The organism is Schaalia odontolytica, from assembly GCF_024584435.1.
Taxonomy (GTDB): domain Bacteria; phylum Actinomycetota; class Actinomycetes; order Actinomycetales; family Actinomycetaceae; genus Pauljensenia.
Genome location: NZ_CP102197.1, coordinates 96,542 through 122,598, shown reverse-complemented (window position 1 = coordinate 122,598; position 26,057 = coordinate 96,542). Strand labels below are relative to the sequence as shown.

The window sequence follows — 26,057 nt, the reverse complement described above, 5'->3', positions numbered from 1 at the left end:
ACGCCTGCCAGGCGATGTCGCGCCGCCGTAGAATGGGCGGCATGAGTGAAGAAGCTTCCCAGTCCATGGCCGACCGCGGCGAGAGCCGCTCCCGTCAACCCCAGTCCTCCGCTTTCCGTGACTTCATCGGCACCGGGTGGGCTCCGCGCCCCAGCGAGTTGCCCGAGCGCGACCCCGTCGCCGACTTCCTGTCCGCCCGCGCCCTCAAGGCCGGCGCCCCTTTCCCGGGTGAACGCCTCGTCGTGCCCGCCGGTCCCTACAAGGTCCGCTCCAACGACTGCGACTACCGTTTCCGCGCCCACTCCGCCTTCGCGCACCTGTCGGGCCTGGGCGCGGAGAAGGAGGCTGACACCGTCCTCGTCCTCGAGCCCAATGAGGACGGCACGCACACGCCCCTCCTGTTCTTCAAGCCCCGCGCCTCGCGCTCCTCCAAGGAGTTCTACGCCGACGCCCGATACGGCGAGTTCTGGGTGGGGGCGCGTCCCTCGCTGGAAGAGCTCTCCGCCGCGACCGGCCTGGAGACCCGCCACATCGACACCCTGCGCGACGCCCTCGCCAAGGACGCGGGCACCGTCGCGCTGCGCATCGTGCGCGGCGTTGACGCGCGCATCGAGGACATGGTCAACGAGGTGCGCGCTCAGGCGGGTCTGCCTGCCGGTGAGGACGCCCGCGAGGAGGACGAGGCACTCGAGGAGCGCCTCTCCGAGATCCGCCTGACCAAGGATGCCTTCGAGCTCGAGGAAATGAGGCGTGCCGTTGCGGCGACCAAGGCCGGCTTCGAGGACATCATCCGCGTCCTGCCCCGCGCAGTCGGCCACCGCAGGGGCGAGCGCGTCATTGAGGGGGCCTTCCGGGCGGTCGCCCGCGAGGAGGGCAACGGCGAGGGCTACGAGACGATCGCCGCGTCGGGCAACCACGCGAATACCCTGCACTGGATCGACAACGACGGCGAGGTCCGCGAGGGCGACCTGGTGCTCGTCGACGCCGGCATCGAGGTTGATTCCCTCTACACCGCCGACATCACCCGCACGCTGCCCGTCAACGGTCGCTTCACGCCGGTCCAGGCCCGCGTCTACCAGGCGGTGCTTGACGCCTGCGAGGCAGCCCTGGCGCGCGCGAACCAGCCGGGCTGCCGATTCAAGGACGTGCACGACGCCGCCATGGGCGTCATCGCCGCGCGCCTGCACGAGTGGGGTATCCTGCCCGTCACCCCCGAGGAGTCACTTGCGCCCGGCGGCCAGCAGCACCGCCGCTGGATGCCGCACGGCACCAGCCATCATCTGGGCCTGGACGTGCACGACTGCGCGAAGGCGCGCTCGGAGCTCTACCAGGGCGCGCTCCTGGAGCCGGGCATGGTCTTCACGATCGAGCCTGGCCTGTACTTCCGCGCCGACGACCTGTTGATTCCCGAGGAGTATCGGGGCATCGGCGTGCGCATCGAGGACGACGTCGTGGTGAACGCGGACGGATCGGTGACCCGCATCTCCGAGGACATCCCGCGAACGATCGCAGAAGTGGAGGAGTGGATCGCGTCGATCCAGTCGCGCTGAGCGCTCCTCGCGCCGCCCCGAGGTTACGCCTCGGGGCAGTCCTTCGACGGGGACGAGGCCGGGGCGTCCTCTTGCCCGGAGGGCGGCGCGTCGGGCGCGGCAGGTGCCTCGGGGCTTCCACCCTCGGGCGCCGCTCCCGGTTCGGGCGCGGCCGGCGCCCCGGGCACGTCGCCTTCCTTGGTGGCCGCGCCAAAACGCGGGCGGCCATCCGGGAAGAAGCCCACCGAGTCCTTCTTCGGAAGTTCAGTCTCTGCCCGCGGGCGCTGGGCACGCGCCCGGTTGCCGGGCGTTCGCTGCAGCAGCGCGTAGGCGCGGTCGATGTCGGCCGAGGCCAGCACCGCGTAGCGCACGGCAACGACCTGCTGGGAGGACACCAGGTCGCGGTTACGCCCCCGGATGATGAAGGCCAGCGCGGCCAGGGCCATCCCGACGAGCGCGCCGACGACGATGCCGCTCACGACCCATCCTCCGGTTCCGCCGACGCTCTGTCCCGCAGACATCAGCATGCCGATCAGCGCCCCCCACAGGGCGCCGCTGGAGGCGCCGGACAGCGATGCGCGGGCGATCGTGAGGCGTCCCCTCACTCGTTCCACCAGGTGCAGGTCGGTACCCACGATCGTGATGGACGAGACATCAAAGCCGTTGTCGGACAGGTAATCCACCCCGGCGCGCGCCTGCGCGTAGGTCTGGTAGGAGGCGACCTCCGTGCCGGTGGGCATCTGAGGTTCTATCGCTTGGGGCATCGTGTCTCCTTACACCGCGGCGGCGGTGGCATGGGACGCATTGTCCACCCCGCGCCCGGCTCGCCGTTACGCTTCCTTAGTCCACAGCCTAAAATGATTAGGTGAGCATCGCATCTATTGAACTAGGCACCAAGGGCCGCCGCGTCTACATCGGAAAGCTCGCCGGCACCGGTGTTTTCGACCCTTTGGGCGACCAGGTTGGTAAGATTCACGATGTTGTTGTCATCTTTCGGCTGAAATCGGCCGCCAACGTCATCGGCTTCGTCGTCGAGGTCGGGCCACGCAAACGCGTCTTCCTGCCGCTCACCCGCGTCACCGCGATCGAGTCCGGCTCGGTCATCACGACCGGCCTGCTCAACATCCGTTCCTTCACCCAGCGCCCCATCGAGACCCTCGTGCTCTCCGAGCTCTTCGACCGGGTCGTCACCATGAACGACGGCTCCGGGAAGGTGCGCATCCTCGACGTGGCGATGCGCCAACGGCGTCCCAAGGATTGGGTCATCTCCACCCTGCATGTCCAGCGCGTGCGCACGTCCTCCCTTGGTTTCACCCGCAGCGGCGAGACCCTGACGGTGGACGTGTCCGACGTGTCGGGCCTGCTCAAGACGGACTCGAACCAGGCGGCCACCGCGCTGCTGCAGTACACGGAGGACATGCGTCCGGCTGACCTGGCCGACTTCATGCACACCCTCCCCCAGGACCGCAAGATGGCGGTCGCCACGCAGCTCACCGACGCCCGCCTCGCCGACGTGCTTGAGGAGCTGGGAGACGACGACCGCGTCGCTATCGTCTCGGGCCTCGAGGCTGCCCGCGCCGCCGACGTCCTCGACGTCATGCAGCCCGACGACGCCGCCGACCTGGTCGCCGAGCTTCCCGATGCCCAAGCCCAGTCCCTCCTCGCCCTCATGGAACCCGAGGAAGCAGAGGACGTTCGTCGCCTCATGACCTACGACGAGTCCACCGCCGGTTCGCTCATGACCACCGAACCCGTCGTCTTCGGCCCCAACGCGACCGTGGCACAGATGCTCGCCGCCGTGCGGCGCGAGGACATTCCCGCGTCCATCGCGACCGTGGCGTTCATCGCCCGCCCTCCCCAGGAGACGCCGACGGGCCAATACCTGGGCATGGTGCATATCCAACGCGCCCTGCGCGAGCCTCCGCAGACCCTCCTGGGAACGATCCTGGACCGCGACATCGAGTCCGTGGAACCCAACGCCCACATCGCGACGGTCACGCGACTGCTCGCCACCTACAACCTGACGGTCCTCCCGGTCGTCGACGAGGACGGGCACCTCCACGGCGCTGTCTCGGTCGACGACGTCCTCGACGAGCTCCTGCCCACCGACTGGCGCGACTACGACGACGACGTGACCGACCGCATGATGGCAAGGAGCATCGATGGCTGATCGCCTGGATAACCCGCTCGAAAGGCGCCGGTCGTTCTTCCGTCGCTCCGGCGGCGGCGGCGACGGCTTCGGGCGCTTCGCCGAGGCCACCGCGCGCTTCATGGGATCCCCGAAGTTCGTCCTGTACATGACGATCTTCGTCGTCGCGTGGATCTCCGCTAACCTCCTGCTCGCTAGCATCAGCGAAGAAGCCGCGTGGGACCCCTACCCCTTCATCCTGTTGAACCTCGCGTTCTCGACCCAGGCCTCGTACTCGGCCCCGCTCATCATGCTCGCGCAGAACCGTCAGGACGCGCGCGATCGCGTCCAAGCCGAGCAGGACCGCCTGCGCGCGGAACGCAACCTGGCCGACACCGAGTATCTCGCCCGGGAGATAGCCGGCCTGCGCCTCGCGCTCCAGGATGTCGCCACGCGCGACTTCGTGCGCTCGGAGCTGCGCGACATGCTTGACGAATTGCGCTCCGAGCTGGCGGCGGACACAGCCGCCTTGGCGATTGGAGAGCGGGAACGAACGGATGGCAGCGAGCAGGAAGAGCCCCGAGCAACCGGGGGCTGTCCCCTAGAAGATGGACACCCCGGCCAGTAGAGTGGAGGGCATGCCAGTCACGCTCGATTCCGTCATGGAGGCTCTCGGCCAGGTCATCGACCCCGAGATCCACCGCCCCATCACCGACCTCAACATGGTCGGCCCCGACCTGGTGACAATCGACGGTTCCTCCGTCTTTGTCAAGGTCCTGCTCACGACCGCCGGTTGCCCCCTGCGCACCACCATCTCCAAGGACGTCACCGACCGCGTCGGCGCCCTTGAGGGCGTCGAGAAGGTATCCGTCGAGATGGGTGTCATGGACGACGCGCAGAAGAAGGCGCTGCGGGAAAAGCTCAACGGCGGACGACCCGAGCGCGAGATCCCCTTCTCGCGTCCCGACTCCCTCACCCGCGTCATCGCCGTCACGTCTGGAAAGGGCGGTGTCGGCAAGTCCTCCATGACCGCGAACCTGGCCGCCGCGATGGCCGCCCATGGCCTCAAGGTTGGCGTCATGGACGCCGACATCTACGGGTTCTCGATCCCGCGCATGCTCGGGGTGGCTCACGACCCGCAGGTCATCGACGGCATGATGATCCCACCGGGCGGCGCTGGCGGCGTCAAGGTCATTTCTATCGGCATGTTCGTCCCCGACGGGCAGGCGGTCATCTGGCGCGGCCCCATGCTCCACCGGGCCCTCCAGCAGTTCCTCGCCGACGTGTTCTGGGGAGACCTTGATGTCCTGCTCATCGACATGCCCCCCGGCACGGGCGACGTGGCGATCTCGATCGCGCAGCTGCTCCCCACCTCCGAGATCCTGGTCGTGACGACCCCGCAGGTCGCCGCCGCCGAGGTCGCCGAGCGCGCCGGATCGATCGCGTCTCAGACGAACCAGAAGGTCATCGGGGTCGTCGAAAACATGTCGTTCCTGCCCCAACCCGACGGCTCTCGCCTGGAGATCTTCGGATCCGGGGGCGGGCAGGCTGTCTCCAAGCGCCTGAGCGCCCAGCTCGGCTACGAGGTCCCCCTCCTCGCCCAGGTTCCCCTCGACATCGCGCTGCGTGAGGGAGGCGACCGCGGCGAACCCGTGTCCGTGGCTTCCGGCCCCGCCGCCGAGGTCCTCGCCGCCCTCGGCAAGCAGCTCGCGTCGGCGGACCGCGGCCTGGCGGGCCGCCAACTCGGCGTCTCCCCCATCCAGCATTGATGCCGCTGCCCGCGTCCCCCACGGGCGGGGCCGCACCTGCACATACGTGCGCCCCCGCCCACTTTTCCCGATCTTCCGGAGCGCCACCGCGCCCCGTTCATTCCTCGCCTGTACCCTGAGGCGAGGGGAAGAGCGAACGCGAGAGCGCTCCTCGTCGAGGAGAACGAAACAACGTGAGGAACAGGTGATGGCGGACAAGGCCCAGACGTGGGTGTACACCGAAGACTACGTGGCGGAAAGCGATGCGCTGACCGCCGCCCGCGTCGTCGCCGCGGAACTCGGAGCCACGCCCGTCTCCTCCGGAACCGGTGCGGCGCTTCGCATGCTCGCCGCCGTGTCCGGCGCGCGAGCCGTCCTCGAGGTGGGAACGGGGGCCGGGGTCTCGGGCTTGTGGCTCCTCGACGGCATGGCCACGGACGGAGTGCTGACGACCATCGACATGGAGTCGGAGCTACTGGGGCATGCGCGCCGCAACTTCGCCGCCGCGGGGGTCTCCTCCCACCGCACGCGCCTCATCGCAGGGCGCGCCTTGGATGTGCTTCCCCGCATGGCCGCACGCGGCTATGACCTGGTGGTCCTGGACGCAGACCTGGAGGAAACACCCCAGTACCTCGACCACGCCGTTCGCATCCTCCGCCCCGGCGGAACAATCGCCTTCGTGCACGCCCTGTGGCATGACCAGGTGGCCGACCCGGCGCGCCGAGACGCGCGCACCGTCGTCGCGCGTGAGGTCGTGAACTACCTGCGCAACTCCGAGGAGTTCGCCTCCGCGCTCCTGCCCGTCGGAGACGGGCTCGCGGTCGCCGTCAAGCGCTGAGATCGAGCGCGCGCGGAGCCGACAGACAGCACAGCGGTGGGACAGGGCCGCTTCCCTCTCCCACCGCTTCGTCGGTAGATTCAGATGGCGTTGCCGAGCGCATCGGCGAGTTCGGCCGCCTCCTGCGCGCTCATCTCGATAACGAGGCGACCGCCCCCCTCGGTGGGGATTCGCACGACGATGCCGCGGCCTTCCGCGCTGACTTCCAGGGGACCATCCCCCGTGCGAGGTTTCATTGCTGCCATGTGTGCACTCCTTCTGAGAGTTACGCCCGAGCCACCAACGGCGGGGGCATCACCCCTATCTTACCGGATAAGCGCATTCTTTCATTAACAGCTAGTCAGCGCGGCCGCAAGGGGAGGAACGGGGGCGGGCCGAGCCCCACGTGCGCACGCGACCTCGGCGCGGGCACGGTCCCCGAGAATGCGCCGAAACCCTACGCTCCCGTCGCCAAGCGAACCGCTTCAACCGGGTCATCAACGACGTGCAGCAGGTACACCTCGTCGGCCGAGATCATCCCCGCCTCGACCATCGAGGAGCGAACCCAATCAACCAATCCTGACCAGTACTGTGTTCCCACGAGGACGAGCGGGAAGGAACGGATCTTGCCCGTCTGCAGCAACGTGGCGGACTCAAAGAGCTCGTCCATCGTTCCAAAGCCGCCGGGCATGACGATGAACCCCTGAGAGTACTTCACGAACATCGTCTTGCGGGCGAAGAAGTACCGGAAGTTCACCCCCAGGTTCACCCACTGGTTCATGCCCTCCTCGTGCGGAAGCTCGATGCCCAGCCCCACCGAGGTGCCGCCCGCCTCCCACGCGCCGCGGTTCGCCGCTTCCATGATGCCAGGCCCTCCGCCGGTGATCACCGCGTAGCCGCGCTCGACCAGGAGTTCACCGATGCGTTGGGCGCCGCGGTATAGGGGGTCGTCGGGCAGCGTGCGCGCGGAGCCGAAGACGGAGACCGCGGAGCCAACCTTGGCCAGGGCCTCGAATCCCTCGACGAACTCGGACTGGATGCGCAGGACCCTCCACGGGTCGGTGTGCTTCCAGTCGGCATTGGATTCGGGTTGCAGCAGCGACGCGTCGGCCGTCAGACGCGGAATCTGCGTGCCGCGTAAGACGACGGATCCGCGACGGTAGGTCTTGTCGAGCTTGTTCATGATCGTGTCTTCCTCGTTGGTTCTGGGCTCGCGCACGCGCGCGTCGGCGCGAGCACGAACTCCCGGAGCGTCTCATGCACCCTGAGGATATCCGAGGTCGGCACGTGTTCGTCGCGCGTGTGCGCGAGCAGCGGGTCCCCGGGGCCGAAGTTCATGGCGGGAACCCCCGCCTGCGTGAAGCGGGCGACGTCCGTCCAGCCGACCTTGGCGCTCACACGCAGCTCACCGCCCGCCCGCGCCGCGTGAGAGCGCGCAACCTCGAGGAAGCGCTGGGCGAGCGCGGAATCGGCTCCGGGACGCGCCCCCTCGCACAGGTCGTCGACCTCGACGGTGGCTCCCGTTGCCTCGAAGAGGCTCCTCACCCACGCGAGCGCATCCTCGGCGCTTCTTGAGGGCGCGAAACGGTAGTTGACCGTCATGGAGGCGGACTCGGGGATGACGTTGTTCGCCGTGCCTCCCTCGACGCGCACGACCGAGAGGGACTCGCGAAAGTCCAGCCCGTCAACGGAGGTGACGGGGTTGCCGTAGGCGGCGATCCTCTCGATGACGGGCGCCATCGCGTGGATCGCGTTGTCTCCCATCCATGCGCGCGCCGAGTGCGCGGCCAGCCCGGGGAAGCGGGCGATGATGCGCAGCGTCCCGTTGCAGCCTCCCTCCACCTGCGCACACGTGGGCTCGCCGAGAAGCGCGAGGTCACCGTCGAGCCACTCGGGGTGGCGGCGGTGGATGCGCCCCAGGCCGTTGAGATCTGAGGCCACCTCCTCGTGGTCGTAGAAGATCCACGTCACGTCGTAGGCGAGCGGCGGCCGTGCTCCCCCGCGCGCGCTCCGCCCGGCCTCGCAGGCCAGGGCGAGGGAGGCCGCGCACCCGCCGAGCATGTCCACCGAGCCGCGCCCCCACAGGATCTCGACACCGTCGCGCTCTTCGCTGCGGCCGGGAACGTTGTCTGCGATGGGGACGGTGTCCAGGTGCCCCGCGAGAACGAGACGCTGGCCCCGCCCCAGCCGTGTGCGCGCGCACACCGCGTCGCCGTCGCGCAGGATCTCCAGGGCCGGGACCGTGCCGAAGCCCGCGTCGCGTAGCGCCGCCTCGACGGCGTCGGCGAGGGGCCCTTCCTGTCCCGACACCGACGGGATGTCGATCATCTGGCGAGCGAGCGCAATCGGGTCAGTCACGTCCGTCAGCTGCATGATTCCTCCTTCGTCGCTTCCCTCAGGATAGTCGCGAGCGCCCGGTGTCGCGGCGAGGCGGCGGACGGAAGCGGTTCCCGCGGCCGGGTGGCGGGCACGGTTATCACTCGCGCGTTCGTGGTGTTACCCTCTGCACATGACACGCTGTGCTAGCCCGTCGCTCTTTGCGGGTATCGCTTCTTTCCTGTCCGCCGCCACGGGCGGTCGTTTCCGCCTGATCATCGGCTACGAGACCGCGGAGGGGATGGAGAGAGCACGGGAGGGAGCTGCCATCGTCGAGGGAGCCGGCGGGCACGGGCTCGTGATGCCGCGCGCGCTGCCCGCTCCCCTCACCGCTTTCTCGGTGCGCATGGTGATGGCCGACGGCGCCGTGTATGTCACGGAGGACTCCCGCGCTCTGGTGTACCTGGGCGGGCGCGCCGTCGACCGATCGAGCGAGGGAGCGCCGGCCTCTGCGTCTGCGCTTGCTCTCATTGACGAGGCCGCGGCGGCCAACGGCGACGAGTCCTCGATCGTGCGCGCGTGCGGGGGCTGGGAATCGGTCGGCGAGGGCATGGTCGGGGCGTACGTCGACCGCGCGGCCGCGAGGATCACCGCGGTGGCCGGAGGCGCTCCCGCGCCGCGAAGCGTGTCCTGCGCGGATCCCTCGGGGATTCTTCCGCTGCTTCTCGACCGTGTCGGCGTGCGGCGCGTCGAGGAGGGCGACGTGAGGCTCGTCGTTTCCTCAGACGGGCGCTCGCTCACCGCGTCCGTCCCTGATGGCGAGGTGAGAGCCGCGCTGGCCGAGGCGCTGTCCTCGAATCCTGCGCTCCCGCAGGGGCCGGGCCTCTACTGCGTCGATCCCGCGTTCGTCCTGGACGCGGACGCCCTGTGCGCCGGGGCGTTGCTGGCCAAGAGCCTGCCGCGTTAGCCTCAGGCGTCAAACGGGGATCCTGGGCGGACGCAGATGAGTATGACCAGCCGTAGCCTGGGCTTATGATTGACAACACCCCGTCCGCCCCAGACCGCCGGCGCTTCGCCCCTCTCCCTGCATCATTCGCTCGCCTACAATCATCCGGTGGGCACAGCGACGGAAGGCGGAACATGACTCTGACATCTATCGAGATCTGTGCCGGTGCTGGAGGACAAGCCCTTGGACTGGAGCAAGCGGGATTTGATCATCTCGCCGTCGTCGAGATCGATCATCACGCATGCAACACGCTTCGCGAGAATCGTCCTCAGTGGAACGTCATCGAAGGAGACGTCGTTCCCTGGATTCGAGACCACGCTCACGAGTATCGCGGGGTTGATCTGGTTGCCGGGGGAGTTCCGTGCCCTCCGTTTTCTTACGCAGGCAAGCAGCTCGGCGCCGACGACGAACGCGATCTTTTCCCCGCGATGATCGAACTCGTGAGCGTCGTACGTCCGCGCGCGATCATGATCGAGAATGTTCGTGGCCTCCTCGACCCTAAGTTTGATGCCTACCGCGCGAGCGTGGAAGAACATCTGGCGCAGGTCGGATACTCGCTGCAGTGGAAACTTCTCAATGCCTCTGATTTCGGCGTTCCACAGTTACGGCCACGCGTCATCGCTGTCGGCTTTCGCCACGACACCGCACCCTCCTTCGAGTACCCGAGTCCCTTCCAGAATGCGGCGCCCACCGTGGGGGAAACTCTCGCGGATCTCATGGCTAAACGAGGCTGGGAGGGCGCGTCGGCGTGGGCGGCACAAGCGAATCGCATCGCACCGACTCTTGTTGGCGGCTCCAAGAAACACGGAGGCCCTGACTTGGGTCCTACCCGTGCTCGGCGCGCCTGGGCGGAACTCGGCGTCAACGGATCAACTATCGCACCGGATGCCCCCGATCCGGGATTCCAAGGGGCACCCCGCCTTACCGTCCGAATGGCTGCCCGCATCCAGGGTTTTCCTGACGACTGGACTATTACCGGGGCAAAGACGCACGCATACCGGCAGGTTGGTAACGCTTTTCCACCTCCGGTTGCGCGGGCCGTCGGCGTGCAGATCGCGTCGGTCTTGAACGCCTCAGCTGCGCGCAACGAGGAGGTTGCATGAGCATCGGTCTGATGGAGGCTCGTCGTCGTTTTCACCGTGCTCTCATCGAATCTGGCACCCTATCGATCAACTCAAGCGGAGTGGCAAGCAACGCTGACAAGTCTCAACGCTTATCGCGCGACCTTGCTGCAACCATCGCGCACAACCTGGGTGCAGCTCACGGCATACGCAAGCTACAAGGCCAAAGCTCCGGCCGAAACTTTGAAGATGCGGTGAGTTCCTTCCTGCGTGACACGTTCCCCGCGCTGTCTGCCCTGCGTCCCGGACGATGGGAGGTACTCAACGTTGGTAGTGCGCGTCACGGGCAGTTTCTCGCTCAATACGAACCGTATCGTCACCTTGATGAACTCGCTGAGGCGATCACACGGAATCCAACTCTGGCCACTATTCTCGGAAATTCGTACGGCATTTCGCCGGATGTCTTGATTGTGCGTCATCCGGTTCTTCTCCAGGAACTGGAAGAAGCCGGGATCCTTATCGATGGCGTCGCATCCTATTCGCCGCTACTGGCCCGTAACCAGTCCTACCCCATCGTGCATGCTGTTGTGTCATGCAAGTGGACCCTCCGATCAGACCGCGCACAAAATGCCCGCTCAGAAGCCCTCAACTTGATCCGAAACAGGAAAGGCCACACCCCTCACATCGTTGTGGTCACAGGGGAACCCACCCCGTCCAGGCTTTCATCACTGGCCCTGGGCACAGGCGACATCGACACCGTGTATCACTTCGCCCTGCCGGAACTCATCGAAGCAACCCACGCATCGGGCAGTGGTGAAGCCGTGAACACCCTCGAAACCCTCATCGACGGTCAACGATTACGGGACATCTCCGATCTCCCCTGTGACCTGGCAATCTAGACGAGCGTTCCTCGCAATGGCCAGCTGCCCCTCACGTAAGCCCGCCACGGGTCCCCTCCGGCGTTCCGTGTGCGGCAATTCGTAGCCGCCGCGTCAACGGGGTTGGCCTCTCCAATAGGCGGACTCACGCATGCGTATAGCCTCAGGCGTCAAACGGGGTGGAGACCGTCAGGCCACCACTCTCGATCTGGCCGGCCATGTCGGACAGCCCGAGCTTGAGGTCGGCGGAGAGCATCGGCGTGTAGGAGCCAAACCCGGTGAGGATCACTCCGCCGGAGACCAGCGACACGGGAACGGTCGAGGAGGGGCCGCCCGCGGACGCGTCGGAGATCAGCTTATCGGCGGCGCTCGAGTAGTCGACGACGATACCCGTCAGGACCGGGGCGCCAATGGAGGCGCGCACCTCGTCGGAGATCTGGATGTAGCTGAACGCGTCGGCGAAGGACTGCGTGTCGACCACCTGTTGGGGCGCGGCACCCGACTGGCCCGACATGGGGACATCCCCGGCTGACTGGGCCTCGTCGCGGGTCAGTCCCTTCAGGTCCTGGCGGGTCAGCCCCGACCAGACGAGTCGCACGAGCGGGTTGGCGGCCTCCGTCACGGCGCGCGCCGCACCCTGGTTTGCCGCTCCCGCGAGGGGCAGGATGATGTCGGCGCCTCGGGATATGAAGTCGGAGGTGGCGGCGCGCACCTGGTCGGCGTCCTGCGCGTACGTGCCGTCGTTAGTGGCGGTGTTCCAGCCGAGGACGCTGATGGAGGTTCCGTTGGCGAGGTTGTAGGCGTCCACTCCCTGCGAGAACGCGGACATCTGCGAGCTGGTGACGTTGTCTCGCGCGCCGCCGACGACGCCGAGCGTGCCGGTCGTCGTCATGCCGGCGGCCGCGTAGCCGGCGAGGTAGGCGGCCTGCGAGGCGTCAACATCGACGACGGACCCGTTCTTCAGCGTCGTCGCGTGTCCCTTGGCATCGACAAAGGAGGCTCCCACCAGCGCGAACCTGGTGCGGGGATTGGCGCGGGCGGCCTCGGAGATCGCGGAGGCCATCGTGGAGTCAGCGCCGACGATGAGCGTGCAGCCGGAGGAGACGAGCGACGCCGGTGCCCCCTCGCCCGTGGCGCTGTCGTAGGCGATGGACGCCCGGCTCGCGCCGCCCGCAAGCGCGAGCGCCACCGGATCTGTGGAGGCATCTCCGTGGGCGCCCGAGATGGCGGCGCACACCTTGGCTGTGTCGGCGGGTACAGCGGCGGGCGTGGACGAGCATGCGCCGAGGGCCAGGGCGGCCGCCGTCGCGGTCGCCGCGAGGGCGGCAGTGGTCCGTTTGTTCACGTCGGGTGCCTTTCGTCAGTGCGTCTGCTGCCCATCACGCTACCAGCGCCGCCGAGCCGCGGCTGGGCGGGGGGCTCACGTCACCGCGCGAGAGGCGCGCCCCGAGGCAGTGGGCCGCGATGCGTGAGGCAGTCCCTTGTCCTTAGAGGAGGTCGGTGCGCCCCGCTGCCGCCACCGCGTCGACGGCGGCTTTGACCGATTGGGCGCGGTCCCTGCGGGTGACGAGTATCGCGTCGGGGGTGAGGGCGACGGCGACGTCGGGGACGCCGACGAGGGCGACGAGCGCCCCGGGCGCCCCGTCGTGGGCGGTGGAGCCGAAGACGGGGGCGCCGTCGGATTCGATGCGCAGCGCCTCGCCGAGGCGCCCGCTGGCCGCCGCGACGGCGGTGAGGGCGTCGAAGTCACCCAGGTCCGTCCATCCGAGGTCGGCGTCGGCGGGAACGACGGCCACTCCCCCGTCGGCGGCGACAGGTTCGGCGATGGCGTGGTCGATCGCGATCTTCGTCAGGTGGGGCCAGTTTTCGCTCAGGACCCTCTGGAAGTCGTCGCTCCCCCACGCGCGCGCAATCGTCTCGAGCCTGTCGTGCATGTCGGGCAGGAGGCGCGCGAGGTGGCGCGCGAGGACGCCAGCGGAGACGATGAACATTCCGGCGTTCCACAGGTATCCGTCGCGCACGTAGCAGGCGGCCGTAAGCGAATCGGGTTTCTCCACGAACTCGGCGACGCGCCGTGCTTGCGGGCCCGCGCCGGGCGCGGGTCCGCCCAGGGCGGGTCCCGGCGCGATGTACCCGTAGGCGCTGGAGGCTTCCGTGGGCGTCAGGCCGATGGTGACGACGTAGCCGTCGGCGGCCGCGGTCACGGCCTCGTCGATGGCGCAGTGGAGCAGCTCGGGCCGGGCGATCAGGTGGTCGGCAGCGAAGGAGCCGATGATCGCCTCATCGCCGTAGCGCTCGCGCACCACGTATGCGGCCAGTCCGATCGCGGCCATGGAGTCGCGCCCGGAGGGCTCGATGAGGAGCGTCCGAGTGGCGGAGTCGGCAAACTCGGGCAGTTGATTGAGCACGCCGTCACGGTGGGACTGTCCCGTCACGATGGTCACCGACGAGGCCCGGGTCTTAAGGCGGTCGACTGTCCCCTGCAGGAGGGTGCGCCCCGTCCCGGCCAGATCGAGGAGGAACTTGGGGTGGTTGCGTCGCGACAGTGGCCACAGTCGTGTGCCGGCGCCGCCGGCGGGGATGATCACGTGGAGGTCATTCATGCCCCCAGTATCGCAGATAGGAGGAAGGGGCGAGGCCACGGCCTCGCCCCTTCGAAGAGCGTCAGTGCGCAGGCGTCACTCGGCGGCTTCCTCGGTCGCCTCCTCGGTGGCTTCCGCTTCCTCTTCAGCGGCGGCTTCCTGGACCGACACGATGACCGTCTCGGCGTCGAGCTCGACCTCGACGCCGGAGGGCAGGGCCAGGTCTGCGACGCGCACGGCGGAGCCGGCCTCGATGCCCTCGATGGAAACCTCGAGGCTCTCGGGGATGGCGGTCGCGGGAGCCTTGACCGCGATGGTGAACTCTTCGAGGGAGTGGACGGTGCCGGGGACAGGCTCGCCGGTGACGACGACGGGAACCTCAACGTCGACCTTCTCGCCGGCCTTGACGGCCAGGAAGTCGGCGTGCAGGATGTTGCGGCGCACGGGGTGGACCTGCACGTCCTTGACGAGGGCAAGCTGGGTCTTGCCGGCGATCTTCAGCTCGACGAGGGCGTTCTTGGTGCCTCGAACGATGAGGAAGAGGTCGTGCTCGGGCACATCCAGGTGGCGGGGCTCGGCGCCGTGGCCGTACAGGACGGTGGGGACCTTGGCGGCGCGGCGGGCGCGGCGGGCGGCGCCCTTACCGAACTCGGTGCGCTCTTCGGCCAGCAGGACGGGGTTGTCGCTCATGTTGTTCCTTCGTTTCTCAGGTCCGGCTGCGGTGTCGGCAGAGTGAAGGAGACGCGTCGCGTATCGATTCAGGCCCTGTCGATAACGGCGGATACGGATCCGCCCTCGCCGGAGCAACCCCAACAGGGTACCTCACGGCGAGGGCGGATGTGAAGCGGGAGCCGGTCAGTTAAACAGCGATGTGACCGAACCGTCTTCGAAGACCTCGCGGATGGCGCGGGCGAGGAGCGGCGCGATGGACAGGACCGTCAGCTGTTCGAAACGCTTCTCGGGGGCGATCGGGAGGGTGTCCGTGACGACAACCTCGGCGGCCCCGGACTCGGAGAGTCGGCGCGCGGCGGGGTCGGAGAGAATGCCGTGCGTCGCCACGACGATGACCTTCTTGGCGCCGGCGTTGTTGAGGACCTTGATGGCCTCCGTGATCGTGCCGGCGGTGTCGATCATGTCGTCCACGAGGACGCATTCCTTGCCCGCGACCTCACCGACGACGCGGTTGGCGACGGCGACGTTGGGGCGGGTCGTGTCGCGGGTCTTGTGGACGAAGGCCAGGGGCGCGCCTCCCAGCTTCGTGGACCACTTCTCGGCGACACGGATGCGACCCGCGTCGGGGGACACGATGGCCGTGTTGGTCAGGTCCACGCGTCCGCGCACGTATTCGACGAGGACGGGCATGGCGAAGAGGTGATCGACCGGGCCGTCGAAGAAGCCCTGCTCCTGCGAGGCATGCAGGTCAACGCTCATGATGCGGTCGGCTCCGGCCGCGCGGTAGAGGTCCGCCATGAGGCGCGCCGAGATGGGCTCGCGCCCCTGGTGCTTCTTGTCCTGGCGAGAGTAGGGGTAGAAGGGGGCGACCACGGTGATGCGCTTGGCGGAGGCCCGCTTGGCGGCATCGATCATGATGAACTGTTCCATGAGCCACTTGTTGATGTCGCCCGCGATGGATTGCAGGACGAACACGTCGGCGCCGCGAACGGATTCGTTGAAGCGCACGTAAATCTCGCCGGAGGCGAAGTCGTAGGCCGTCACCGGCGAGACCCCACATCCGATTTCCTCGCCCACTGCGTGAGCCAGGTCCATGTGAGCTCGCCCAGAAACGAGGACGAGGTTCTTCTCTCCGGTGGTCACCAATCCGCTCATGCGGTTGTCTCTCCTTGCGTTGGATCAGGCGCCGTGCGCCGTCATCAGTGTGCCGATGGTCGTGTATGGCCTCACCATCGTATCGGCTGCGACGCAGCCCTGACCGACCCACGCGGCGGGGACCACGCAGCGATCCCCGATTTCCGCATCAATCAGCGTCGCGCTGGGACCGATTTCACAGTAATCCCCAACGACGGTTGCCCCCCGCAGGCACGTGCCCGGGTAGATCGTGGTGTCCGAGCCGAGGCGCACGTCGACGTCGATCCACGTGGATGCGGGGTCGACGATGGTCACTCCGGCGCGCATGTGTTCCTCGCAGATCCGGCGGTTGAGTTCGGCGCCGAGCTCGGCCAGCTGGACGCGGTCGTTGGCGCCCGCGCTCTGCCAGTGGTCGGTGAGTTCCAGGGCGCCGGCGCTACGGCCAGCGGGCGCGGCGGCCGCCAGGACGTCGGTCAGGTACACCTCGCCCTGGTCGTTGTTGGTTCCCACCGAGGCCAGCGCCGAGCGCAGGAAGGCAGCGTCGAAGGCGTAGATGCCCGCGTTGATTTCGTTGATGCGCGCCTGCTCGTCGGTCGCGTCGCGCTGCTCGACGATCCCGGTGACGGTGCCGGTCGCGTCGCGGATGATGCGCCCGTAGCCCGTGGGGTCCTCGACACGGGAGGTCAGGACGGTGACCGCGTGTCCGGCACCCTCGTGGGTGGCGACCAGGTCGGCCAGGGTTGCAGTAGACAGGAGCGGGACATCCCCGTAGGTGACGACGACCGTGCCCGTGACGGGGGCGACCGCGGCGTCGAGGGCCTCCAGCCCGCACTGGACGGCGCGGCCCGTGCCGGGGATCTCGTCCTGATCGGCGATGATTGCGTGCGGGGCGACGCGCTGAATCTCGGCGGCGACCACGTCTCGCTGGTGGCGCACGACGGCCACGAGGTTGTGCGGGTCGAGCCCTTGGGCGGCTCGCAGCGCGTGCCCGATCATGGACAGGCCCGCCAGCGGGTGTACGACCTTCGGGAGGGCCGATTTCATGCGCGTTCCCTGACCGGCGGCCAGGACGATGACGGCGGCGGGGCGAGACATGTTCCTCCTCGGGGTTAACGGTCCCGACGGGACCGGTCGCTCCGCCCCTAGGATTCGAACCTAGACTAAAGGCACCAAAAACCTCTGTGCTGCCGTTACACCAAGGCGGAATGCGTCCACCGTGATAATACCCGCACCGCGCTTCGCCTTTCAAACGGGCAACGCGCGCGGCAAAGAGCCCTCATGGGTCTCGTCGCGGCCTGATGCCGTGTGATACTGGGGTCATGGCTGAGAAGAGGACACGGATGAGCGGCTTCGCTCGCCGCGAGCAGCTGGTGAGCGTCGGGCGTTCCCTGTTCGCGGAAAAGGGCTTCGGGGCGACCAGCGTCGAGGAGATCGCCTCCCGCGCGAAGGTCTCCAAGCCGGTCGTCTACGAACACTTCGGGGGAAAGGAAGGCCTGTACGCCGTCATCGTCGACCGCGAGGTGCAGGCTCTCATCTCCTCGTTGCAGTCGTCCCTGGAGTCCTCAAAGAGGCCTCGCCTCATTCTGGAGAACGCGACCCTGGGGTTGTTGGACTACATCGAGCGAAACACGGACGGTTTTCGTGTGCTTGTGCGCGATGCGCCGTCGGATCGCGCGGCCGGGTCTTTTTCGTCGATCATGGGCGACGTGGCGACGCGGGTCGAGCACATCATCGCCGAGCAGTTCAAGCGCTCGGACTTCGATACGACCTGGTCCCCCCTGTACGCCCAGATGCTGGTGGGCCTGATCGCGCAGGTCGGTCAGTGGTGGCTCGACGATCGGCGCATGAAGAAGGACGAGGTGGCCGCCCACGTCGTCAACCTCATTTGGAACGGCCAGCGCGGCCTGCGGCCGAATCCGACGCTGCGTGTTCGTTCCTGCGCGGGGTGATGCGAGTGAGGCCGCGGCGGGTATACCCGCCGCGGCCTCACTCTGCGCGACAAATGTCAGCGCGCCTCGAAGGAGAGGCAGTCAGCCGTGCCCGCGCCGACCGAGATGGCGGCGGCGGTGCACTCAAGGGCCGAGTTGTGGACGCAGTCGGCCTTCTGGCAGGCGCCAACGAAGGGCTTGGCGCGCTCCAGGCCACCCTTGACGGTCAGGGGGATGAAGGTCGTGCAGGAGGTGGAGTAGCCGACGGTGATGGCGGCGGCTCCGCAGTTCTTGTCCTTGTTGTAGGAGCAGGAGGTGACGGAGCAATCGAGGATGCGGGGCATGTCTGCCATTGGAGTTTCCTTTACAACGTGGCCCCGTTGGGGCCTTTCACTGGGTCGGTCGCGACCGGGTGGCCGCGCTGTTGACTCCAGTGATACGCCTTTTCGCAACACGGTCCAAACGCCGCGACTTTTCGTTGCAATTTCAAGGCTCTCAGTCGGACTTGTGGAGACTATTTTCGCACCCGCTTCATCACAAATTACGCAACAAAATGGGGCGTGTCTTTTGCGTAATTCGGGTAGGTGAGCCTGCGCTGCGTGACTGCGGCAAACCTACCCTGATCGGCCCACACACAAGGCTTTGCCCGCGCCGCCGAGGGGCAGCGCGGGCGATTATGGGTCAGAGTCGGCACTTAAGAAGCACTCACGTCGCCGACCGGACTCAGCACTCTATCAGCGGCACCGCACCGGGGCATTCACCTTCATCTCAGGTAGGGATACCCCAACCACTGACGAAGCAGAGGCCCGCCGTCGGGAATCATGTACGCATTGAGCAGCTCGGAGGGAGTCACATCGTAGAGCCAGGCAAGGGACACGCAGTAACGCGCCCCCGAGGCCTCAAAGTCCAAGTGCTCACCATCAGGCCCATCAAGAGCAACGTAACTCCACGCGGGAGTTTCTTGAAGCACCCAACCGGACGGGAGTTCGTCAGCTTTGGTCGGAACACCCAGCACTGGGAGGCCCAAACTATGACGCAAGATCGACACCGTGTAGTTGACCATTACCTTCTGCGTCAACTCAACCGAGGGCGAACTAAAAAAGCCACCTCTTCTTATCTTCCCGCGTTCTTCCTCGTCGAAGCAGTATTGCCCGTCCTCCAACCACAACACCGCACTCTCACTAAACGCATCGTCAATCGAAAGGCCCGCACGCCCCCATCTAAAACCGTTACGCACCTTAACCCGAGTGTGCTGGTTCATGACCGCCGCATACTCGTCCAGGAAGGCCATCGGGTCTTTCTCTTCCCCGGATGCACCTCTCTTAAAGAACTGTCCCAATGCATTCAGCACTGTCTTCCTCCTCTGGGGTAAAAACTACAGATCTTCTCGTCTGCGACCCGTCTCGACACCGACGACGTCAGGAAAGCCACTCACGTAGAAACGGGCCCCCTGATGGATCCATATATCCAGCGAGGAGTTCATCGAAATCGATTTGCATCACATGGGTCAGTTGATTGAGTTCCGGATGCACCGGGAAGATTGTGCGCATCTCCATCGGGATATATGCTCCGTCCAGGGTGAGCCGACCAGTGATAGGGGTCAGCTGTTCGAAGCCCCACTGGGGCGATACGCTTTCAAGCCCCACAGGAACATCGATGCGCGGCCACCGGCGGCGCCATCGCGCTTTTTCGCCGATGCGCATGATCGCCCATTTCAACATGATCTCACCATAGTCGCTAATCATGGTCGGGACACGCGGTTCTAAATACTCGCTCTCACCATAGAACGCTTGAGGGCGACGCGAATTCTTCGTATCCCAAATATGCTGCCAGCTACGCCCAGCATCCCACGTAAGTGCTACACCACCACCATTATAGACGGATGGGATCGCCCCACTTTCACGAGCGAAATCAATAAGATCTTCTGTAACAGACATCAGTTATTTCCTTTCGCTTCGAGAATTCCAAGCTGTAGACATTCATTCACAGTAAGCGGATAATCACCAAGCATGAATTGCACCTGCCGCGCTCCCCCAGGCATCGAGAATTGCGGGACATTAATTCCTGTTCGAATAGAGAAACCGGTCGGCAACTCCACAATCCGATACTGATAGTAGGGATCATTCATCGCAAAAATATCAAGGGATCGCTCCTCCAATGAAAAAGGGCGCCCATCTTCGGGTAGTTGCCATAGATACTTCCCATACGGCAGTCCGAGCCGATCCACACACGACCCAAAAGTCTTCATGTATGCGAGATAGCTCGTATAGGTCTGAACAGTACTTCTCTCCATTCGAGCAAGCACTGTCGGCCCATCCGACACCCATTTCAAGACCCCTGAGTTAGGGAAGTCCGGCGAATGAACGTCAGGTATTTCATCAATCTCCATGTTTCATCTCCTTACCAAAATCACAAACTAACTAACACAATGAACACATCATCAACACTACACTGACTAAATCGGGGGAAGACCAACAGGCTGCTTCTTTCCCCTGAGTACCCCTTTGTCAAGAAGGTCTTGAACGCTTACAGGTTTACCGTTTTCACCCAACACTTGCAACTGTGTCGCCCCACCTGGCTGCTGTCCCCAACCAGCGACCTTTCCAGACTTGATTGTCCACCCTTCCGGCAATTGCTCGCCGGTGAACTCGTACTGATAGTAGTAGTCGTTAACAGAAGAGGGTTGCAGAGATCGTTCTTCGAAAGAAGCAGGCGTCCCACCTTCAATAGCTCCTAAATAGTTACCCGCCGGATGCCCGATACGGTCAACATCTCCACCAAAATCACGAACGTAATCCTCAACTGACGAATAGATCGTTGGATCACCAGCATAGCCGTCGTTGGGGGGCCAATCAACCTTCCATTTTTGCAACCACGTGTGCGGATCAGTTCCCCAATGACCATGCTGATCCTGCCACTCCTTATAGGTATACGAAGTACCATCCGGTCTTTGACCGAGGATCAACTCACGCTGTTTCGCTAAGTCCGCTCCCTTATATCCATCCACAAGGCCCTCTGTTGGCGGCGCTTGCCCACCTGTCTGATGATTCGTCAACGGCACCCTTGACGCCAGGTCTTCTGCATTATCCGGAAGTGAGCGCAAATGGAATGCCCGCTTAGCCTTCCAGTGATCAGCGAGATCTTCCATGCCGTGCGTGCGCAGATAGTCATCGAGATGCGAAGACAAGCGCCCAGTCATTCCTCCCGCACCGAGATCCATATGTGTGGCACCTTTCAGCGCCAGCGTGCCGAGATTGACTCCCATGTCACGCAGCATCATGCCTTCGCCAACGATAGGCAGAGACTCGATCACGGCCGTCAGCCGGGCGGCACGAGCACCCGCACCCGGAGCCACGCTCAGCGCGGCGAGCACCGCGCCCGGTACCAGCTCCCCCAGGGCAGCCCCGGGATCGTCGGCCCACCCGTCCACATTGAGCAGCCCTTCCACCATCTTCCGCGCAAACCCCTTCGGGTCCGCAAGAATCGCGTCGCGCAGCGCCAACATGTCACGCCCGGGAAGCACCGTCCTCTTAGCCACGAGTTCTTCCCACGACATCCATCCGAGCATGTAGCGCCCATAGTCCCACAGCGCTTCAGCCGCCACCCCGTAGGTCATCGTCAGCAGGCCCCACACGCCATCGAAGATGCCCGCAACCGCTCGCCGCGCGAAATGAACGGGAGCCCAGGAGGGGTCCGGTGAGCGCTCGGAAAGCTCGTAGAGGGTCTGCGCCAGGGCCTCTCCCGCGGCATCGGTGTCGCCCACCGCCGCGTTGAAATCCGCGATAGCCTGCTCTTTTGCCGCTTCACCCGGCCGGGTATCACGCTCCGGATGATACGAGAAGTCCCACACAGGGAACCCTAGCGCGTCGTGTTGAGGGTGCTCCGAGGCCCACCGCTGCTCCGCGAGTGCCGCCTCCACTGAGGCAACCCCCGCCTCGTACGAGGCCTTGGCAGCGGCGGCGCGCGCTTGCGCCTCTTCCAGCGCGGTCGCATATGCCTCCCATGCATCGGCGGCACGTCCAAACGTCGCCGACGCACACCACCACTTGTCGGGCTGCATCTTGAAGTGCTCGTGAAAGCGATCCGCCGCACGCCCCACCCACCCCGGGGCTGAAATCTCCTGAAGAGACCACGCGATCCTCTCGCAGTCCGAGGCACGATCACGCATCACCGCGACGCGCCCCCGAATGGCCACCGCGTCCCCCATGATCTCAAAGTCGGGTGCTCCCGTATGCAACACGCCCACGTTAAGCCCCCGTCACCGTCTGCTCTGTTGACACGGACCTCGCCGCATCACGCGCGCGCCGCATTGCGTCCTCGCACGCACTCATGTAATCCCCGTAGATCCCCGCCACCTTCCCCAGGCGTCCCGCGGCCTCGGCGACATCTCGAAGCATCCCATTGAGCCCCTGATCCCAGGCGGTGTTAAATCGATCTAACGCCCCGACAACCGTCGGATCACGGACCATCGCACCATTCGGCGTGTAATCCGCAACGTCGTACGTCCTGTTCCGCTCCTGCAGGTCAGCCAGCTGCGACGCGGCGGTTACCAAGGCCTCGATATCGACCTCAAAATCGTGGTTTCCCATGGTCGCCCCCTAGTCCACCGCCGCAAAAGCCAGGGTTTCCGCCTTGATGCCCGCCTGGCGGATATCCTCGAACGCCTGCTTCAATGCGTCCAACGCACCCGATAGCTCTTCCACCCGGGTATCCAAGCGCTGTGCACAGGCCTTCTGTGCCTGCCTGGCCTCGGAGGTATCCGTCCACTCCCCGAGCTCGTGTTCCACGAACTCCGACATCTGCGCACCGCTCTCGCGTAGCTTCGAGGCAGCGCGGGCTATGTCATCCATCATGTAGTTCACTGCTGTTTCGTGAAAGACCAGGTTCTGCCCGCTCATTGCCCACTCCCAAAGGCCGAGACGATGCCGCTCATGGCGCCGGCGGCATCCTCTTCAGCCGCCAGGAGGGCCTCATCCACCGCGATCAGGGCCTGCGCGTAGCGTCCCAAGTCCAGCCTGTGTGCACGCGCACCCTCGCCCCACGCTTCCAGCGTCTCGCTCAGGATCGAGAGATAGGGGCCGTTGACCCGCGAGGATTCCCCAACGACATCCGATTCGAGGTTCCGAGCAATGTCGACGATGGCGCTGTCACAGTCCGCGACGTAGCCCGCCGCCTTCGTTTGCGCCCCAATGACAAGTCCAAATCCTGGTCCGCTCACAACACGCCCCACCTTCACCGGATAGAGAGCGGCTAACACCACTCGCTCAACTACTTGTTCAGCTGAACATCGTAGTAAATCACAACAAGGTTCACTCGAGCAAATCGGCAGCCTCGAGCCAGTCGTCCTCCAGCTCGCCCATCTCGGCCAAAACGTCCTGATGGGCGGCCGAGGCCTTCGTCAGCTCCGAGACGACCGAGGCATCCGAGGCGGCCCTGATCGACAGGGCTTCCAGCCGCTCCTCCAGGGCCGCAGCCTCACCGCGCAGGCGCTCCAGCTTGCGCTCGATGCGGGCCAGTTCCTTCTTCGCCGCGCGCCTGGCCGCCGCGTCACTCACGGCGCCGCGTGCGCTCCCCCGCCCCGCGCTCTCCTCGCCCGAGGAGGCACCCGAGGAGGACGCGGCCGAGCGGGAAGAAGGGTCGGCCTCGTCGGCGCGAGTGGACGTACCAAACGCCCCAAAGTCTCCGGAGGCGCGCATCTGAAGGTACTGTTCGACGCCGCCGGGCAGGGCACGGACCTGACCGTCGCCGAGGAGCGCCACCTGGTGGTCGGTGACACGCTCGAGGAGGTAGCGGTCGTGCGAGACGACGACCAGGGTCCCCGGGAACGTGTCGAGCAGATCCTCCATGGAGGCCAGCGTGTCCGTGTCGAGGTCGTTCGTGGGCTCGTCCAGGAGCAGCACGTTCGGCTGACTCATGAGCAGTCGCATGAGCTGGAGGCGTCGCCTCTCGCCTCCGGAGATCTCGCTGATGCGCGTGTACGCGCGGGTCCGCGTGAAGCCCATGCGCTCGGTCATCTGGGAGGCGCTGACCTCCTTGCCGTCCACGACGACGGTCTGGGCGACGTCGGCGACGGCCTCGACGACGCGCATGTCGGCCAGGGCGTCGAGCTCGTGCGTGTCCTGGGAGAGCGTGGCAACCTGCACGGTCTTGCCGCGTTTGACGCGTCCCGAGGTGGGGGTAAGGTCACCGCGCAACAGGTTGAGAATCGTCGTCTTACCGGCACCGTTCACGCCGACGATGCCGACGCGCTCGGCGGGCGCCAGTCGCCACGTGACCCCCTCGAGGATGCTCAGGCGCGTCCCGTCGGGGCGCGGAAAGGAAACGGAGACATCCTCCAGGTCGATGACGTCCTTGCCCAGGCGCGCGGTCGCCATCCGCACCAGCTCAACGGTGTCACGTGGCGGCGGCACGTCGGCGATGAGTGCCTCGGCCGCGGCGATGTGGAACTTCGGCTTCGAGGTGCGGGCGGGGGCACCGCGCCGCAGCCACGCCAGTTCCTTCGTCAGCAGGTTGGCGCGCTTGGCGGCCGCCACGTCCGCCTGGCGCAGGCGCTCAGCGCGGGCAAGGGTGTAGGCGGCGTAGGAGCCGTCGTATATTTCGACGCGGCCGGGGATCTGCGGGCGGTCACCGCCCGGGTCTACGCCGGGCACGACCTCCCAGATGTGTTCGCACACGGCATCCAGGAACCAGCGGTCGTGGGTGACGCACAGCAGCGCACCGCTCGCACCCGGCCGGGCAAAGCGCCCGTTCAGGTGGGCGGCCAGCCAGGCCACGCCCTCGACGTCCAGGTGGTTCGTGGGTTCATCCAGGCACACGATGTCCGCTGTGGTGGCCAGGACCCTGGCCAGGGCGACGCGCCGCCGCGACCCGCCCGACAGCGTTCCGACGAGCGCCTCGGGGTCAATGTCGGCGAGCAATCCGGCGTGAATGTCGCGCACGCGCGCGTCCGAGGCCCACTCGTACTCTTCCAGGCCCGGGTGGACGGCCGCAACGACCGTGTCCTCGGGATTGAGCGTGTCGGCCTGCGTGAGGAGCGCGACCCGCACCCCGTCGCGCCGCGTCACCACTCCCCCGTCGGGTTCCTGGGTTCCGGCGACGATGCGCAGGAGCGTGGACTTGCCCGCCCCGTTGGGGCCGAGGATGCCGACGCGCGAGCCGTCATCCAGGCCAACGGTCACGCCGTCGAGGAGCCTGCGCGACCCGGCGAGTGCTGCGACGCCTTGTGTTCCCAGCAGGTGTGCCATTAGTTGACCTCCGTCTCTTCGACCACGGCGCCGCGTGCGGGGCCGGAGGCGCACATCGCGCGGGCAACGGTGTCCTCGGCCTCGAGCGCGCGGGCGAGGTCGTGGGCATGCTCGGCGTCGCGCGCGAGGGCCGCGACGGTGGGTCCGGAACCGGACAGGGTGACCGCCAGCGCCCCTGCCCGACGCGCCGCCTCCATCGTGCGCGCCAGCTCGGGACGCAGCCGCAGGGCGGGGGCCTGCAGGTCGTTGACGAGGCGTGGGCCAAGCTCCTCGGGTCCGGATCGCAGAGCGCGCGTCTCCTCGGGCGTCGGTTCGGCGAGGCCGGGGGCCCGGGCGGCGTCTACCCGGTCGAACTCGCGGAATACCTCGGGCGTGGACAGGCCCTCGTGGGCCAGGAGCATCACCCAGTGATGCGCGCTCGTGTCTTCCGCCTCGCCCTCGCCGTCGGCGAGGACCCTCATGCGGTCTCCGCGTCCCGTCCCCAGGGCTATTCCGCCGACGAGGCAGGCGGGCACGTCTGCTCCCAGGGAGCGGCCGATCGCCTGGAGCTGGTCGGCGCCGAGGCCCAGGTCCCACAGCTGGTTGCAGGCGACCAGGGCGGCGGCGGCGTCTGCCGAGCCGCCCGCCATTCCTCCGGCGACGGGGACCCGCTTGTCGACGCGGATGCTCACTCCCGCGGCGGTGGACGCCCACGGTCCGGCGGCGGCGAGCCGCTGAAGGATGCGGGCGGCGCGCACGGCCAGGTGGGATCCCGGGTCCAGGTCGGCCATCGCGGCGGTCGTCGCCTCGTCGACGCGCCCGTCGGGCAGGTAGGCGATGGTCTCCACGCGCACGCCGGGAGTCTTCGACGTGCGCACGGTAACGGTCTCGCGCAGGGACAGCGCTTCGAACACGGTGACGAGCGGGTGGTAGCCGTCGGGGGTGGGCGGGCCGACTCGCAGTGTCAGGTTGACCTTTCCTGGAGCGCTGGCACGCACTTCACGCATGGCTATCCTTTCGTTTCGCCGCAGCGGT

The 26,057-nt window shown here is 66.4% G+C and carries 28 protein-coding genes and 1 tRNA gene; 9 read left to right on the top strand and 20 right to left on the bottom strand.

The features are described 5' to 3' along the window. Positions 1-41 precede the first annotated feature (41 nt). Positions 42-1,550, top strand: a complete 1,509-nt coding sequence (locus NQK35_RS00590; protein WP_257114226.1) for an aminopeptidase P family protein — start codon at positions 42-44, stop codon at positions 1,548-1,550. A 23-nt stretch (positions 1,551-1,573) separates the two neighbouring features. Here NQK35_RS00590 and NQK35_RS00585 read toward each other — a convergent pair whose 3' ends face one another. Continuing rightward, the gene (locus NQK35_RS00585; protein WP_257114225.1) at positions 1,574-2,293 is read right to left on the bottom strand and encodes a general stress protein; all 720 of its coding nucleotides are present in this window, start codon (positions 2,291-2,293) and stop codon (positions 1,574-1,576) included. 101 nt (positions 2,294-2,394) lie between these two features. On the opposite strand from NQK35_RS00585, the gene NQK35_RS00580 reads away from it, so the two are divergent. The 4 genes from NQK35_RS00580 (at position 2,395) to NQK35_RS00565 (ending at position 6,243) form a co-directional block, all read left to right on the top strand. Beyond that, the gene (locus tag NQK35_RS00580) at positions 2,395-3,699 is read left to right on the top strand and encodes a magnesium transporter MgtE N-terminal domain-containing protein (protein WP_009212283.1); all 1,305 of its coding nucleotides are present in this window, start codon (positions 2,395-2,397) and stop codon (positions 3,697-3,699) included. After that, positions 3,692-4,285, top strand: coding sequence for a DUF1003 domain-containing protein (locus NQK35_RS00575; protein ID WP_257114224.1), 594 nt, complete (start codon positions 3,692-3,694; stop codon positions 4,283-4,285). Before NQK35_RS00580 ends, NQK35_RS00575 begins: the two co-directional genes overlap by 8 nt. A gap of 10 nt (positions 4,286-4,295) precedes the next feature. After that, positions 4,296-5,426 carry an Mrp/NBP35 family ATP-binding protein gene (locus tag NQK35_RS00570; RefSeq protein WP_257114223.1) on the top strand — a complete coding sequence of 377 codons (1,131 nt, stop codon included), beginning with the start codon at positions 4,296-4,298 and terminating at the stop codon, positions 5,424-5,426. Positions 5,427-5,613: 187 nt separating this feature from the next. Further along, a complete protein-coding gene (locus tag NQK35_RS00565; RefSeq protein ID WP_257114222.1) occupies positions 5,614-6,243 on the top strand; it encodes an O-methyltransferase in 630 nt (209 codons plus the stop codon). An 80-nt stretch (positions 6,244-6,323) separates the two neighbouring features. On the opposite strand, the gene NQK35_RS00560 is transcribed toward NQK35_RS00565, so the two are convergent. From NQK35_RS00560 to dapE, 3 genes are all read right to left on the bottom strand, one after another. Then, positions 6,324-6,488, bottom strand: coding sequence for a DUF3117 domain-containing protein (locus NQK35_RS00560; protein WP_009212287.1), 165 nt, complete (start codon positions 6,486-6,488; stop codon positions 6,324-6,326). Positions 6,489-6,679: 191 nt separating this feature from the next. Continuing rightward, a complete protein-coding gene (locus NQK35_RS00555) occupies positions 6,680-7,405 on the bottom strand; it encodes an LOG family protein (RefSeq protein ID WP_257114221.1) in 726 nt (241 codons plus the stop codon). Next, positions 7,402-8,595 (bottom strand): succinyl-diaminopimelate desuccinylase, encoded by a 1,194-nt coding sequence (gene dapE, locus NQK35_RS00550; protein WP_257114220.1) that lies wholly within the window; start codon positions 8,593-8,595, stop codon positions 7,402-7,404. Before dapE ends, NQK35_RS00555 begins: the two co-directional genes overlap by 4 nt. Positions 8,596-8,731: 136 nt before the next feature. On the opposite strand from dapE, the gene NQK35_RS00545 reads away from it, so the two are divergent. The 3 genes from NQK35_RS00545 (at position 8,732) to NQK35_RS00535 (ending at position 11,504) form a co-directional block, all read left to right on the top strand. Continuing rightward, positions 8,732-9,505: a phosphomannomutase gene (locus tag NQK35_RS00545; protein WP_048742606.1), complete on the top strand. Its 774-nt coding sequence runs from the start codon at positions 8,732-8,734 to the stop codon at positions 9,503-9,505. Positions 9,506-9,678: 173 nt separating this feature from the next. After that, positions 9,679-10,647 carry a DNA cytosine methyltransferase gene (locus NQK35_RS00540; RefSeq protein WP_257114219.1) on the top strand — a complete coding sequence of 323 codons (969 nt, stop codon included), beginning with the start codon at positions 9,679-9,681 and terminating at the stop codon, positions 10,645-10,647. Beyond that, a complete protein-coding gene (locus NQK35_RS00535) occupies positions 10,644-11,504 on the top strand; it encodes an NgoMIV family type II restriction endonuclease (protein ID WP_257114218.1) in 861 nt (286 codons plus the stop codon). Before NQK35_RS00540 ends, NQK35_RS00535 begins: the two co-directional genes overlap by 4 nt. 142 nt (positions 11,505-11,646) lie before the next feature. Here the strand turns inward: NQK35_RS00535 and NQK35_RS00530 are convergent, their stop codons facing one another. From NQK35_RS00530 to NQK35_RS00505, 6 genes are all read right to left on the bottom strand, one after another. Further along, positions 11,647-12,828, bottom strand: coding sequence for a BMP family ABC transporter substrate-binding protein (locus tag NQK35_RS00530; RefSeq protein WP_257114217.1), 1,182 nt, complete (start codon positions 12,826-12,828; stop codon positions 11,647-11,649). 142 nt (positions 12,829-12,970) lie between these two features. Beyond that, positions 12,971-14,086 (bottom strand): mannose-1-phosphate guanylyltransferase, encoded by a 1,116-nt coding sequence (locus tag NQK35_RS00525; protein ID WP_257114216.1) that lies wholly within the window; start codon positions 14,084-14,086, stop codon positions 12,971-12,973. 75 nt (positions 14,087-14,161) lie between these two features. Continuing rightward, positions 14,162-14,755 (bottom strand): 50S ribosomal protein L25/general stress protein Ctc, encoded by a 594-nt coding sequence (locus NQK35_RS00520; RefSeq protein ID WP_048742612.1) that lies wholly within the window; start codon positions 14,753-14,755, stop codon positions 14,162-14,164. A 165-nt stretch (positions 14,756-14,920) separates the two neighbouring features. Further along, on the bottom strand, positions 14,921-15,892 hold the full coding sequence (locus tag NQK35_RS00515) for a ribose-phosphate diphosphokinase (RefSeq protein WP_009212296.1): 972 nt from the start codon (positions 15,890-15,892) through the stop codon (positions 14,921-14,923). Between the two features lie 24 nt (positions 15,893-15,916). Beyond that, positions 15,917-16,966 carry a bifunctional UDP-N-acetylglucosamine diphosphorylase/glucosamine-1-phosphate N-acetyltransferase GlmU gene (locus tag NQK35_RS00510; protein ID WP_257114214.1) on the bottom strand — a complete coding sequence of 350 codons (1,050 nt, stop codon included), beginning with the start codon at positions 16,964-16,966 and terminating at the stop codon, positions 15,917-15,919. A gap of 39 nt (positions 16,967-17,005) precedes the next feature. Beyond that, positions 17,006-17,076 (bottom strand) — tRNA-Gln (locus tag NQK35_RS00505). Positions 17,077-17,190: 114 nt separating this feature from the next. On the opposite strand from NQK35_RS00505, the gene NQK35_RS00500 reads away from it, so the two are divergent. Then, on the top strand, positions 17,191-17,820 hold the full coding sequence (locus NQK35_RS00500; protein WP_009212298.1) for a TetR/AcrR family transcriptional regulator: 630 nt from the start codon (positions 17,191-17,193) through the stop codon (positions 17,818-17,820). A 56-nt stretch (positions 17,821-17,876) separates the two neighbouring features. Here NQK35_RS00500 and NQK35_RS00495 read toward each other — a convergent pair whose 3' ends face one another. The 10 genes from NQK35_RS00495 to NQK35_RS00450 all read right to left on the bottom strand — a co-directional run bounded on the left by NQK35_RS00495 (position 17,877) and on the right by NQK35_RS00450 (position 26,029). Continuing rightward, a complete protein-coding gene (locus NQK35_RS00495) occupies positions 17,877-18,152 on the bottom strand; it encodes a DUF1540 domain-containing protein (protein ID WP_009212299.1) in 276 nt (91 codons plus the stop codon). Positions 18,153-18,562: 410 nt separating this feature from the next. Further along, on the bottom strand, positions 18,563-19,150 hold the full coding sequence (locus NQK35_RS00490) for a hypothetical protein (RefSeq protein ID WP_202812367.1): 588 nt from the start codon (positions 19,148-19,150) through the stop codon (positions 18,563-18,565). Positions 19,151-19,217: 67 nt separating this feature from the next. After that, a complete protein-coding gene (locus tag NQK35_RS00485; protein WP_048771763.1) occupies positions 19,218-19,736 on the bottom strand; it encodes a hypothetical protein in 519 nt (172 codons plus the stop codon). Then, on the bottom strand, positions 19,736-20,188 hold the full coding sequence (locus NQK35_RS00480) for a TNT domain-containing protein (RefSeq protein WP_257114210.1): 453 nt from the start codon (positions 20,186-20,188) through the stop codon (positions 19,736-19,738). Before NQK35_RS00480 ends, NQK35_RS00485 begins: the two co-directional genes overlap by 1 nt. 66 nt (positions 20,189-20,254) lie before the next feature. Continuing rightward, positions 20,255-22,045 (bottom strand): TNT domain-containing protein, encoded by a 1,791-nt coding sequence (locus tag NQK35_RS00475; RefSeq protein WP_257114209.1) that lies wholly within the window; start codon positions 22,043-22,045, stop codon positions 20,255-20,257. 1 nt (position 22,046) lies between these two features. After that, on the bottom strand, positions 22,047-22,388 hold the full coding sequence (locus NQK35_RS00470) for a lactate dehydrogenase (RefSeq protein WP_257114208.1): 342 nt from the start codon (positions 22,386-22,388) through the stop codon (positions 22,047-22,049). Between the two features lie 9 nt (positions 22,389-22,397). Further along, positions 22,398-22,697 (bottom strand): hypothetical protein, encoded by a 300-nt coding sequence (locus NQK35_RS00465; protein ID WP_048742627.1) that lies wholly within the window; start codon positions 22,695-22,697, stop codon positions 22,398-22,400. Continuing rightward, a complete protein-coding gene (locus NQK35_RS00460; RefSeq protein WP_257114207.1) occupies positions 22,694-23,017 on the bottom strand; it encodes a hypothetical protein in 324 nt (107 codons plus the stop codon). Before NQK35_RS00460 ends, NQK35_RS00465 begins: the two co-directional genes overlap by 4 nt. 91 nt (positions 23,018-23,108) lie before the next feature. Continuing rightward, a complete protein-coding gene (locus NQK35_RS00455) occupies positions 23,109-25,043 on the bottom strand; it encodes an ABC-F family ATP-binding cassette domain-containing protein (RefSeq protein WP_257114206.1) in 1,935 nt (644 codons plus the stop codon). Then, positions 25,043-26,029, bottom strand: coding sequence for a 4-(cytidine 5'-diphospho)-2-C-methyl-D-erythritol kinase (locus tag NQK35_RS00450; RefSeq protein WP_257114205.1), 987 nt, complete (start codon positions 26,027-26,029; stop codon positions 25,043-25,045). Before NQK35_RS00450 ends, NQK35_RS00455 begins: the two co-directional genes overlap by 1 nt. Positions 26,030-26,057 lie beyond the last annotated feature (28 nt).